The organism is Stutzerimonas stutzeri, assembly GCF_013522825.1.
In the GTDB taxonomy this organism is placed as follows: Bacteria; Pseudomonadota; Gammaproteobacteria; order Pseudomonadales; family Pseudomonadaceae; genus Stutzerimonas; species Stutzerimonas stutzeri_AK.
On the sequence record NZ_JAAMQZ010000016.1, the window covers coordinates 1 to 12,184 of the forward strand.

12 protein-coding genes, 1 tRNA gene and 1 pseudogene are annotated in these 12,184 nt (G+C 60.9%); 7 read left to right on the forward strand and 7 right to left on the reverse strand.

The features are described 5' to 3' along the window. Positions 1–127 precede the first annotated feature (127 nt). The 5 genes and pseudogenes from tnpC to G7020_RS11725 form a co-directional block, all read right to left on the reverse strand. Positions 128–1,434, reverse strand: a pseudogene (gene tnpC, locus G7020_RS11705) (IS66 family transposase); the annotation flags it as partial. 61 nt (positions 1,435–1,495) lie between these two features. Beyond that, positions 1,496–1,831 carry an IS66 family insertion sequence element accessory protein TnpB gene (tnpB, locus tag G7020_RS24050; RefSeq protein WP_003464281.1) on the reverse strand — a complete coding sequence of 112 codons (336 nt, stop codon included), beginning with the start codon at positions 1,829–1,831 and terminating at the stop codon, positions 1,496–1,498. After that, a complete protein-coding gene (gene tnpA, locus G7020_RS11715; RefSeq protein WP_003464284.1) occupies positions 1,828–2,145 on the reverse strand; it encodes an IS66-like element accessory protein TnpA in 318 nt (105 codons plus the stop codon). The genes tnpB and tnpA overlap by 4 nt, the downstream gene beginning before the upstream one ends. 59 nt (positions 2,146–2,204) lie before the next feature. Next, on the reverse strand, positions 2,205–2,348 hold the full coding sequence (locus tag G7020_RS11720) for a transposase (RefSeq protein WP_003464286.1): 144 nt from the start codon (positions 2,346–2,348) through the stop codon (positions 2,205–2,207). A 167-nt stretch (positions 2,349–2,515) separates the two neighbouring features. Further along, positions 2,516–2,689, reverse strand: a complete 174-nt coding sequence (locus G7020_RS11725) for a helix-turn-helix transcriptional regulator (protein WP_082065062.1) — start codon at positions 2,687–2,689, stop codon at positions 2,516–2,518. Positions 2,690–3,039: 350 nt separating this feature from the next. On the opposite strand from G7020_RS11725, the gene G7020_RS11730 reads away from it, so the two are divergent. Beyond that, entirely contained in the window at positions 3,040–3,360 is a 321-nt protein-coding gene (locus tag G7020_RS11730) for a helix-turn-helix domain-containing protein (RefSeq protein ID WP_003464297.1), read from the forward strand. After that, entirely contained in the window at positions 3,357–4,676 is a 1,320-nt protein-coding gene (locus G7020_RS11735) for a HipA domain-containing protein (protein ID WP_003464299.1), read from the forward strand. Before G7020_RS11730 ends, G7020_RS11735 begins: the two co-directional genes overlap by 4 nt. Positions 4,677–4,740: 64 nt before the next feature. Here the strand turns inward: G7020_RS11735 and G7020_RS11740 are convergent, their stop codons facing one another. Next, positions 4,741–6,117 (reverse strand): tyrosine-type recombinase/integrase, encoded by a 1,377-nt coding sequence (locus tag G7020_RS11740; protein ID WP_003464301.1) that lies wholly within the window; start codon positions 6,115–6,117, stop codon positions 4,741–4,743. Between the two features lie 185 nt (positions 6,118–6,302). Between G7020_RS11740 and G7020_RS11745 the strand changes: the two genes are divergently transcribed. The 4 genes from G7020_RS11745 (at position 6,303) to G7020_RS11760 (ending at position 10,350) form a co-directional block, all read left to right on the forward strand. Beyond that, positions 6,303–6,379, forward strand: a tRNA-Ser gene (locus tag G7020_RS11745). 391 nt (positions 6,380–6,770) lie between these two features. Continuing rightward, positions 6,771–8,099, forward strand: a complete 1,329-nt coding sequence (locus tag G7020_RS11750; RefSeq protein WP_181084587.1) for a flippase — start codon at positions 6,771–6,773, stop codon at positions 8,097–8,099. Continuing rightward, positions 8,096–9,154 carry a nitroreductase family protein gene (locus G7020_RS11755; RefSeq protein ID WP_181084589.1) on the forward strand — a complete coding sequence of 353 codons (1,059 nt, stop codon included), beginning with the start codon at positions 8,096–8,098 and terminating at the stop codon, positions 9,152–9,154. Before G7020_RS11750 ends, G7020_RS11755 begins: the two co-directional genes overlap by 4 nt. A 5-nt stretch (positions 9,155–9,159) precedes the next feature. Further along, a complete protein-coding gene (locus G7020_RS11760) occupies positions 9,160–10,350 on the forward strand; it encodes a polysaccharide pyruvyl transferase family protein (protein WP_258189317.1) in 1,191 nt (396 codons plus the stop codon). A 98-nt stretch (positions 10,351–10,448) separates the two neighbouring features. Here the strand turns inward: G7020_RS11760 and G7020_RS11765 are convergent, their stop codons facing one another. Continuing rightward, positions 10,449–10,862: a VanZ family protein gene (locus G7020_RS11765; protein WP_181084765.1), complete on the reverse strand. Its 414-nt coding sequence runs from the start codon at positions 10,860–10,862 to the stop codon at positions 10,449–10,451. Between the two features lie 465 nt (positions 10,863–11,327). Here G7020_RS11765 and rhtA point away from each other — a divergent pair, with 465 nt between their 5' ends. Beyond that, the gene (gene rhtA / locus G7020_RS11770) at positions 11,328–12,179 is read left to right on the forward strand and encodes a threonine/homoserine exporter RhtA (protein ID WP_181084591.1); all 852 of its coding nucleotides are present in this window, start codon (positions 11,328–11,330) and stop codon (positions 12,177–12,179) included. Positions 12,180–12,184 lie beyond the last annotated feature (5 nt).

A 12,184-nucleotide genomic window follows, 5' to 3' on the forward strand; every position in this document is an offset into this window, starting at 1 on the left:
ACCCCGCACCTTGCGATGCCTCGTTCCATTGTCGAAGGCGCTCTTGATTCAGCCTTCTAGATTCACCCGGTGACACGGGTGGTTCCCACCAAGGGGAACAACTTCATTAAGCGACTTCGTGTCGCACCTCGACCTGGTTATTGTCAATGGGCACAGCACCATCCTCGACATAGCGAGTCAGTGCCTGCCAGCGTTTAAGGCTGTAATCCAAGGCTTTCGCCGTGGCCGATCCGTTGGGCACAAGATCACGCTGGGCCAGCATCCAGTCAGCCGTGTATCGAGGATCGGTGAAGCCTTTTCCTGTCGTATTCGCCAGCGTTCTTCATCGCTCATGTCCCGTGCTTGCCGTTCGATTTCGTACAAGCTGCCCATCGCGTGCAGTGCTTGTTCGGCCAACTGGCTTTTGTTTGCAGCGTGCAGATCGAAGAACTTGCGGCGGGCGTGGGCCATGCAGCCAATTTCGGTAATGCCTTGCTCGAAGCTGGCCTTGTAGCCAGCGAAGTCGTCGCAGACCAGCTTGCCATTCCACTGGCCAAGAAAATTGCGCGCATGCTCGCCGGCACGGCTGGGATTGAAGTCGTACACCACGGCCTTCAGATCGGCGAAGGGGGTGGTGCTGTAGGCCCAGACGTAAGCCCGATGGGTTTTCTTCTCGCCTGGGGTGAGCATTTGCACCGGGTTTTCGTCAGCGTGGATCACGCGTTGGGCCAGCACGGCTTCACGCAGGGCATCGACTAGCGGCTGGAGCTGCACGCCGGTTTGTCCGACCCACTGCGCCAGTGTCGAGCGAGCGATGGCCAGGCCGGCACGGCCAAAGATTTTCTCTTGCCGATATAGCGGCAAGTGGTCGGCGAATTTGGCCACCATCACGTGAGCCAGAAGGCCGGCGGTGGGGATGCCCTTGTCGATCACCTGGGCCGGCACGGGGGCCTGGATCAGTGTTTCGCACTGGCGACAGGCCCATTTCCCACGCACATGCTGTTCGACGGTGAACACGCCCGGCGTGTAATCCAGCTTTTCGCTGATGTCTTCACCGATGCGTTGCAGCTGGCAGCCGCAGGCGCATTGGGTGTTCTCCGGTTCGTGGCGGATCACGGTGCGCGGAAATTGTGCCGGCAGCGGTGTGCGCTTGGGCTGTTGGCGGGGTTCGGCTGGAGCAACCGGGGGATTGACGGCTTTCAGCTCCGCCTCGATGGCGGCGATGTCAGTGTCGAGCAGGTCGTCCAGCAAGCTGCCCTGGTCAGGGCTCAGTTGCTCGCTACGCTTAGCAAACTTGTGCCGTTTGTACCAAGCGATTTCGTGTGTGAGCTGCTCAATGATGGTTTGATCACGGTGGATTTTCTTGCCCATCACGTCGACCTGCGTCAGCAACTGCGCGGCCAGTGTGCGCAGTTGCTCAGCTGTCAGTTGGTCGAGATTGGGCGAGGAGTTCATGCTGCTGATTGTGCCAGAGCAGACGCTCTGCGCAGATACACCGTTGGGCTAATGGCCGGTGCTACAGCACTGTGATCGCGCCGCCCGCACCGACCCGCTGCCAGGGCACCCCCAGTACCAACGCCTGAAGTTGCTCTGCGTCGAGTTCAACTTCCGAGCCGTGGCGGATGCCTGGCCAGTGAAACTTGCCTTGGTTCAATCGCCGCGCGGCCAGCCAGATACCCACGCCGTCATGCACCAGGACTTTCATGCGGTTGGCGCGGCGATTTGCGAAGAGATAGGCACAGTGCGGCTTCGCCGCACCGAACACCGCAATCACACGGGCCAACGCGGTCTCGGTGCCGGCGCGCATGTCCATCGGTTCGGTGGCGAGCCAGATACTATCGATACGGATCACTGGGCGAGCCCCCGGACAAAGCGGACGCATCCTTCAGGATCGGAGGCTGGCCATTTCACTGTGATCGATTGCTCGCCCAGCGGTAGCTCGATAATCACAGCTGGTTCAACTGGTCGTTTTGGCGTAACTCTCGCAGGAACGAACGCCGGCAACGCCGCTGGCAGTTGATCTCGATAAAGCGGTAGCCACTTGCGAATGACGTTGGCATTGATGCCGTGGCGGATGGCAACGCTGGAAACGGTCGCACCGGGTTGCAGGCACTCCTGAACAACCTGGGCCTTGAACGGTTTGGGGTAAGAGCTTCGTTGGCGCATGGAAATCCCGGCGATAAGGGCTATCGCGTCCGCTTAAAAATACGCGGACACCATCGTCCTTAATGCTGGAGTTCGGAAGGTGACTTGGCCGGACGCTTACTGTGGCTCAGCGCAACGCTGGCAATCGAGGCCCCGGGCTGGGCGCACTCTTGAATGATCTGGGCCTTGAAGGATTTGGAGTAGGAACGGCGTTGTGGCTGCATGAAAGACCCGCTTAAAAGGCTAGAAATGGTGTCTACTTAAATCAGGTGGACACCATCGCCTTTGGCGTCGGGACCAGGAAGGTGTGTTGGCCGGACGGATACACTAGAACTGAAAATCCTAAGCTCCACGCAGGCATAAAAATGCCGGTCATTTGACCGGCCTCTTTCTATCTCGCTGCAGCGGCGCTGGTTATCCAGTCGTCAACCTCATGCTGAAGCCAGCGGCTTGCTCGGCCTATCTTCACCTGCCTCGGGAAGTCACCCTCTCGGATACGGCAGTAGATAGTTTTACGACTCAATCCGACTTTGCGGCTAACCGCATTGAAGTCCAGAAGGATCATTGTTGGCGCTGATGCCGAATTGACCCAGTTACCGAGATGGCACTGCCCCGTCCGATTTCTTGCGACCCATTGTCTGTGCTTGATTCTTGCCACTCAAAGGTAGGTCAGTCTTGCGTCGGCACGTGGATCTATTCGGCACCAGCGCCTACAAGCCGTCACCCCTTCCGGCCCAATAGCATTTACAGCCTTCTTCTCTACCGCGAACCGCTCTGCCCACATCTCGTATAAATCCTCATGAATGCGAGGATTATGTTGCAGATCAGCACGAAGCATATAAAATCCTTACGAACATGCGGAATTTTATCCTATGGCCTTACACCAGCCATAAAACCGCTCACTTGTGAGGATTTATGAAATTCGACATTGAGTCCCCTGCCGACCTCGGCGAAATCATCCGCGCCAGCCGAAAGGCCATGCGCATGCGCCAGGACGATGCGGCGGGCAGCATCGGCGTAAGCGAAAACTTTCTCGGCAAGGTCGAGCGCGGCGGCGAGACCGTGCAATGGGGAAAACTCTTCCAGGTGATTCAGGAGCTGGGCCTGACCGTCTCGGTAGAGGTGCCGGAACCGTATGCCCAGGACACCCAAGCCACCCTCGCCAAACGCCGCGAGCAGCAGGCGGCACCGTCCGCTACGGCGCAAGTGAAGTCGCCCCAAGGTGAACGCACATGACCCCGCGCACCCTGAACGTCTGGATCAACGACGCACTTGTGGGCTACATCCGCGAGCAGAATGGGCTGTGGGCGTTCGGTTATGCTCCTGCGTGGCTGGCCAGTAACAGTGCCTTCGCGGTGTGCCCGGGCTTGCCCCTGCAACCCGAGGAACACCTCGACGGCGCCTCCCACCGTCCGGTACAGTGGTATTTCGACAACCTCCTACCGGAAGAGGGGCAACGCGCCCTCCTCGCCAAAGCCTCGGCTGCCAACGTAGAAGATGCCTTTGCCTTGCTGCAGGTATACGGGGCCGAGTCCGCCGGTTCACTCACCTTGCTACCGCCCGATACCCGCCCCGCCAACGGCAGCGAAAAACCTCTGCCCTACGAGGAGCTGTCCCAGCGTATCCAGCAGATGCCGCAGGTACCGCTGGCCTATCGCTCGGCAAAAAAGATGTCGCTGGCCGGAGCGCAGCACAAGATGGCGGTCATCTACCGGAACGGCACCTTGTTCGACCCGGAGGGCTCCAGTCCCTCGACGCACATTCTGAAACCCGATCACCCGGACCGGGCCTGGGCCCACTCCGTCATCAACGAATGGTTCGTGATGACCCTAGCCAAACGTGTCGGTCTGGCTGTGCCCGAAGTGACGCGCCTGTATGTCCCGGAACCGGTCTATCTGGTGGCGCGCTTTGACCGCACCCACGATGCCGGGCACTGGCAACGCCAGCACTGCCTGGATACCTGCCAGTTGCTGGGGCTGTCACGGGAGTTCAAGTACAGCGCCGGCAGTGTCACCCGACTGGCCGAGGTGGCCGCACTCTGCGCCCCGGCGGCGGTAGCCCGCTTGGCCCTGTTCGAGTGGCTGGTGTTCAACGTACTGGTCGGCAACGAAGACGCGCACCTGAAAAACCTCAGTTTCCTGACCTACGGTGCCAAAGTCCGCCTGGCACCGTTCTACGACCTGCTGTGCATGTCGGTCTACGGCACCCGCGCGTTCGACAAAGACACCTGGCCACAGGCCGTCACCCTGGCCTGGCCCATCGAGGGCGAAGCGCATCTGAACCAGGTGACCCCGGCCTTGCTGCTGGCCGCTGCCGAGGTGATGGGCATCAAACCCGGAACAGCCCGCACAGCGATCACTCGCTTGGTGAGTAAAGTTTCGACACAGGCAAAGCAGTTGTTGGCAGAAGTGGCGCAGGAAAACAGCGTACTGACCGCACAGCGCCCGACACTGAAAGCGACACTGGCCGGAGAGATGCGCTTGCTGCGCGCCATCGTCAGCATTGTGATCGCGGAGATGACCCGCCAGCTCGGACCGATTGACGCGCGCTAGCCCCCTCCTCAGCGCCATCGCCGTCTGGGCCCGGGATCAGCACGCCCGGGCCCAGAGGCCAATCTCACGCATCGCCCTCCTCGTCTGGCACCTGGGCCTCCATACGCCGCCCGTAGAACTCAACCCAATCCACGTCACCAAACTCCTTCTGCAGCAACCCCTTCAGATAGGTATGCCACCCTTGGAGAGCCACTGCCTTTTCTTCAAAGTAGGCATAGCGGTCATAGATCGCATCCACCGACAAATCTGTGTGGTTGAGGATGCGACTGCGCACCTCCTTACCCAAGCCATGCTTGGACATGTGCGTGGTCGCCGTGCGACGCAAGTCATGCACGGTTGGACGCGGATAGCCATCGGCAACTCGCAGCAGACCCTCTTCTTCGACGCGATCTGAATCCTTCACATAGTCATCGTAGAAACGGCGCATCGCGCGATTGAGCGAAGGCTGCGTCTGCGGCTTAGCAGGCCACCGTCCAGGAAACACATACTGCCCAGGACTGGGCAACGTTTTGCTGTCAGCCCAACGCGCAGGGTCTGCCGCCATCACTTTCTGAATCTGCCGCTCACGCAGGTAATTCAGAATGTTCAACACATCGTCCGAGAGCGGAATGGCAATGGGGTTGTTGTTCTTCTCGAACTTGCCACTGCGATCCCAGATCCGGTCATCGAGGTCAAAGTCGACCCAGCGCATGGCCACGATGCGCCCCGAGCGCTGCGCCAGCATCAGACTCAGCAACAGAGCAAAGCGCGTGTTTTGAGTCAGCGAGGCTCCGGCCAACTGGTGCAGAAACCACACCAGTTCGTGCCGATTGAGACTGCGTTCGCGCGGCGTTTCCTTGGCCACCTTCTTGATCTGCACCAGAGGTGTGGCATCGAGAATCTCGCGTTCGACGCAGAAGTTGAACATTTTGCGGATCACGGCCAGCAGACGGTTGGCCTGCACCGGGGCGGTCTTGGCCTTGTCATCGAGCAACGCCACCACCTGTTTGCGCCTGACATCACCGATTTTGGCCCTGCCCAGGTGGGGTACAAACTCAGTGCGCAGCATGCGCTCATCCTCACGCCACGACTTCTTGTTGGCCCGGGCCCAGTCCAGATAGCTTTCAACGGCCTCCTCAAAAGTCGGGCTCGTACGGTACTCGACCAACTCGACAATCTTCTTCTGCCCGGGATCGATCCCCTGCTTGAGCAGTTCAGCGGCCTGCGCCGCCTTGGCGCGGGCCTCGGCGAGTGACAAATCGGGGTAATTGCCCAGCGTCAGGCGCCGCGGATGGTTATGAAAGCTGTACAGGAAGATGAAACTTTTGCATGTCTTGTTGACCCGCACACCAAAAGTACCGTGCCCTGGCATGGGGGGATCGAGGTATTCTACACGGCCTTTTTGCGGGTCAAATTTAAGCCGTTTGAGGGTGTGCTCATTCATGGCGACGCGCGTGTTCATACCGAAATCCTGACCGTTTTTGGGGTAGGGTTGGGGTAGGGATTATAGTCCTTGGGGTAGGGTTGGGGTAGGGATTTGACTACTTATTGAACAGCGCGTATATTCACCCACGAAAGCCAGTAATTACGCTAATCCCTAGCTAATTCAGGCATTTAAAAGAACTCTTGCATGGAAATATTTTCCACGCAGGCTGTTGATAAAAGGTGTGTAATACTGACTTGTAATCAGTAGGTCCCGAGTTCGACTCTTGGTGCCGGCACCATACAAAACAACGAAAAAGGCTCACCGCAAGGTGGGCCTTTTTCGTTTATGGGGTGGGCCAGCAGCAACTCTGGCCCGGTTGAGGTTTCGATGCGAATTGCAGTGAAACACCAACAGATATTGACCCATACCAGCGCACTTACAGGGCTGGCACCTCACCGCCTGTCGAACCCTGAGATCACACTTTCCTCGTGCTTGGCCAGACACGCCCATTGCGGCAGCCCTTTGCGTGCGCGGCCCGGGCGCTGATGGCCGTTGGACAGCTTAGTTTCAGGCGGACGGCGGAGACACATCCGGTTCGAATGCACGCCGGAACATGCCGTGCTAAAGGGGGTCAGCTGTGCGTCGCCGCCTTTCAGCGCGGAGCCAGCCGTAAGGAGCCGGGCAACCGGATGTCTGTAGTACGAACCCTTTTCAACAAGGTCAGGCTCTACCTGTTCAACGCTTCGTGGATGATGGCGGAGCGGCTGCTGCACATCGGCGTGGGTTTTGTCATGGCCGTATTGCTGGCGCGCTATCTGGGGCCGGAGCAGTTCGGCATGCTTTCCTACGCGATTGCCATGACGGCCATCTTCGCCTCCGCCGGGCACATGGGACTGGCCGGGCTGGTGGTGCGCGAGGTAGTGCGCAAGCCGGACATTATCCCGGAAACCCTGGGTACTACCTTTGTCCTGAAACTATCCGGCATGACCCTCGGCTTCGGCCTGGTTCTGCTCTATGCGCTGCTGTTCGAGGATATCGGCGGGACCGCGTTCTGGATGCTCTTGATCGTCGCCTCGGCGATCTTCTTCCAGACCTTCGACGTGGTGGAGTACTGGTTCCAGTCGCAGGTGCAGGCCAAGTATCCGGCCATCGCCAAGTCCGGCGCGATGCTGCTGGCCGCCGGTATCAAGCTGCTGCTGATCCTCTCCGGTGCCGGTGTCATGGCCTTCGCCTTCGCCCATGCCGCGCAGTTCCTGTTCGCCGCGCTGCTGCTGGCGCTGCTCTACAAGGGCACCACGCGGCTCTCGCTGACGAGCTGGACGGCCAGCTTCGCCAAGGCCAAGGAGCTGCTCAGCCAGGGCTGGATCATTTATCTCGGTTCGATCTTCGCGGTGATCTACATGAAGATCGACCAGGTCATGCTCAAGTGGATGACCGGAGCCGAGGCGGTAGGGGTTTACGCCGTCGCCACACAGCTGTCGGAGGCCTGGTATTTCCTGCCCACGGCCATCGTCGCATCCTTCTTTCCCCGGCTGATCAAGCTGCACGCAAGCGATGCCAAGCGCTTCAACCTGCGTTTCCAGCAGCTGTTCGACATGCTGTTCATCCTCGCCATGGCGGTCGCCATCCTGGTCACGCTGGTGGCCGAGCCGCTGATTTCGCTGCTGTTCGGCGCCGAATACCAACAATCGGCCTCGATACTGGTCATTCATGTCTGGGGCGGCGTGTTCATCTTCATGCGCGCGCTGTTCAGTCGCTGGATTCTGATCGAGGGCGCACTGATGTTTTCTCTGATCACCCAGGGGCTGGGCGCGCTGGCCAATATCGGCCTCAACCTGCTGCTGATTCCACGCTACGGCGGCGAAGGTGCGGCACTGGCGACCGTCATGTCTTACGCCATCGCGTCCTGGATCGCCCTGCTGGCGCATCCGAAGACCCGCCCTGTGTTCTACATGATGACCAAATCATTCTTCAGCCCTTTGCGCTATGCATTCAGTACCGCAGGAGCCATCCGATGAGCCTCAAGTCCCTCGCCCGAATCCTGCCCGAGCCGATCAAATCAGCACTCAAAGCCACCCGCGACAATGTCCGCCTGGGGCTGGTCCGGCTGTGTTCGGGAAATGGCTTTCTGGCTTCGCTGTACTACTGCTTTCTCAGCCGCGAGTTCGATCGCGAGCACCGTGCGGTGCTGCTCGGACGCCTGCAGTACGCCCGGCTGCTGCGCCGTCAGGGTGAGAACGACGCCTTGCTTCGGCGCAATGTGCATCGCCTGGAGAAAGGCCTGATCATGCGTCCACGACGCGGCACGTTCGCCGAGGATTACATCGGCGAAACGGTTCACTGCTACGCCGGGGCCACCCGGAGCGGAACCTTCGATGGCCAGCGCCGCTGGGCCGGGGACGTGCTCGGCGCCTACTTCGCCGCAGTCGAAAGCACGCCGCGCATCGATACGGCAAAGGGTATCTTCGCCCGCGCCCCAAGCCCGGACGAACCCGGCCAGTGCGTGCCCTATCCGCACAACCAGCTGCCGCCCTGCCCGATCAGCTACGAACAGTTGCTGGTGCTGTTCCAGCGGCGGCGCTCGGTGCGCTGGTATCAGGACCGGTTGGTCCCCCAGGAACTGATCGAGCAGGCGGTACGGGCCGCCAGCCTGGCGCCCTCGGCCTGCAACCGCCAGCCGTTTCGCTTCCATGTCAGCAACGATCCGCACAAGGCCGCCGAAGTCGCCCACTGCGCCAGCGGCACCGGCGGCTTTCACCACAATCTGCCCTGCGTGATCGCCGTGGTGGGTGACCTGGGCGCCTATCCCGAAGCACGCGACCGCCATGTCATCTATATCGACGGCTCGCTGGCGGCAATGCAACTGATGCTGGCGTTCGAGACCATCGGCCTGTCCACCTGCCCGATCAACTGGCCGGACATCGAGGAAAAGGAACGACTGCTGGCAGACAAACTCGGCCTGGCCTACCACGAGCGCACCGTGATGCTGCTGGCGGTGGGCTACGCCGACCCCACTGGAGGGATCCCCTATTCGGACAAGAAGACCGAGCAAGACCTGATTGTTTTCAACTGAGGTAAATGATGATTATCGAGATCAGAAAGGCAGGCTTCGTCAATAAAGGCGCCGAGCTGATGCTGCATGCCGCTCAGCAGCAACTCAAGGCCCGTTACCCCGACGCCACTTTCGTCATGGCCCCGACCACCGAGAAATCCGACCACCCGTTCCGCAAGCTGGTGCAGCTAGGTTTCTATCCCAAGGCCTCGCTGTGGCGCTACGGCATCCAGTGGGGCAGCCTGGCAACGCTTGCGCCACGCCCGTTGCGCGAGATGTACGGCGTGGTACTGGACAAGGAAGTCGACGTGGTGATCGACGCTGCCGGCTTCGCCTACAGCGACCAGTGGGGCGACGAGCCGAGCATCGAGCTGGCGCAGTCGGCCAGGCGCTGGGCGAAGCACGGCACCCGCGTGATCCTGCTGCCGCAGGCGCTGGGGCCATTCAGTACGGAGAAGATCCGCACGGCGATGCAGAACGTGGTCGAACATGTCGACCTGCTCTTCCCGCGCGAACGCATTTCCTACGAACACCTGACCCAACTGGTGGGCGAGCGGGACAACATCCGCCTGTACCCCGACTTCACCAACCTGATCAGCGGCGTATTGCCAGCAAACTTCGATGCCGAGCAGAACCGCTTCTGCATCGTTCCCAACTGCCGCATGCTGGACAAGACCGATCAGGCCACACGCGATGCCTACCTGCCGTTCCTGATCGAATGCACCCGCTATCTGCAGGAAAAGGGTGCCCGGCCTTTCGTGCTGGTTCACGAAGGCCAGAACGACCTGCGCCTGGCGGAACAACTGTCGGCGGCGGTGGGTGGCATCAACATCATTCGTGAAAGCGGCGCACTGGAGATCAAGGGCATCCTCGGCGCCTGCAGCGGCACCCTCGGCAGCCGCTTCCACGGCCTGGTCAGCGCACTGTCTCAGGGCGTCCCGGCGCTGGCCACCGGCTGGAGCCACAAGTACCAGATGCTGTTCGAGGACTACGGTTTCCCGGACGGGCTGATCGAGGTCACCAGTGATAGCACGCAGATCAGACGCAAGCTCGATCTGGTGACGGACCAGCATGAGCAGGTCAGAACGCTGATCCAGTCCCGCGCCGGCCAGCTCAAGCAGCAGTCGCGGCAGATGTGGCAAGACGTCTTCGAGGTGATCGACCCCATCGCCCACAGCCGAGGCCAGCAGACACAGCGGAGGGCCGGCGCGGCCTGATGAGCCGTTCGCGGGCTACTCGTAGGGTCGAATGCATTCAGCCACGGATCGGCAAAGGCCGAACGAGTTCGGCCCTACGAGGTATGAGGGCTCACTTTTCAGTGCCGGCTCGCGCCTTGCAAAGGCTCTGCCCGTTCCTGCGCATCCGCATCCGCATCGGTCACGACACCGATACGCTGCAGATACCACTGGTACGCCAGGTGCGAACAGCCCCAGCCCAACAGCACGCCAAGCGTATTGGCCAGCATATCGCCCAACGAAGCCCAGCGATTGGGCAACAGGCTCTGCGCCAGCTCGATCAGTACGGCGGCGGAGAGGCTCGCCGTTATTGCCCAGAGCACCCGCCATTGCGGGAACGCTAGGCGCAGGGTAAACATCAGCGCGGCGAAGCCGAGCAGGTGATGCAGCTTGTCCTGCTGCTCGAATACCTGCGGCACCGGCTCGGGCTTCAGCCCGCTGAACAGAATGACCGCCAGTACGACGAGGAAGGGCACTATACGGAAGAAATACAGGGGCAAAGCGGAGGCTCGCTATGGTTGATGGCTAAAAGTCCGGAAAACAGGACAAGGATACTGACGAGGCCGCCGGCGATCAGCCCCTCGCCCGTCTGCATGTCGATGCTGCCCGCTATTGAGGTCGAATGCCCGCGATAGTTTCATCCCGCGACATGCACTCGACGTGCCGGCAACATCCCGGCGCGCCCTGCCCCCAAGGCTCGGGCGATAATGCCGAGAACAGAAGGGAAAAGGGCTTGGTCAACAGGAAAGGCCATGTCCCAATAGTATTGCCCGAAGTGCAGCTGCGTTCTGCAAGTCCTCAGGAGGGGGAATCCATGCCCGCGCAGTGATTCCGCACCGAAGCGTGAGCTTTGTTCGCGGGCATGGCCCGTTCTTACAGGGGGACGTCCATCCGTAACAGCCAACAGGGACATGGTCATGGTAAACCCGTCCCTTTTTTAAACCGATCAGGACAGCCTCATGCCACTCAGCGCCCTTCTCGCCCCCATCGCTCTGCTGGTGGTGGCCATGGTTTCGATCCAGAGCGGCGCATCCCTGGCCAAGAACCTGTTCGCGCTGGTTGGCGCCGAAGGGGCCACGGCCCTGCGCCTGGTACTCGGGGCAATCATTCTGTCGCTGGTGATGCAACCCTGGCGAGCACGGCTGGACCTGCGCAAATGCCGGCCCCTGCTGGCCTATGGCCTGGCGCTGGGCGGCATGAACCTGATGTTCTACATGTCGCTGCAGAGCATTCCCCTCGGCATCGCGGTCGCCCTGGAGTTCACCGGCCCGCTGGCCCTGGCGCTGTTTTCGTCGCGCCGCCTGCTGGATTTCATTTGGGTCATTCTGGCCATCAGCGGCTTGTGGATGTTGCTGCCAACCGGCGCCACGCAGCATGCCATCGACCCCGGCGGCGCGGCCCTGGCACTCGGCGCTGGCGTGTGCTGGGCGCTGTACATCATCTTCGGGCAGAAGGCAGGCACCGAACATGGTCGCCACACCGTCGCCCTCGGCACCTGGATCGCCGCCCTGCTGGTGCTGCCCATAGGCGTCTGGCATGCCGGTGGCGATCTGCTGTCGGTGGATCTGCTGCCCATCGCACTGGGCGTCGCGGTGCTCTCTTCGGCACTGCCCTATAGCCTGGAAATGATCGCCCTGACCCGCCTGCCGGCACGCACCTTCAGCATCCTGATGAGCCTGGAGCCCGCCGTCGCCGCGCTATGCGGTCTGGCGTTTCTCGGCGAGCGGCTGCTCTGGGGGCAATGGCTGGCAGTGGCCGCCATCATCGTTGCCTCCGCCGGTGCCGCCGCCACCATCAGGCCCAAACGCTGATCGCT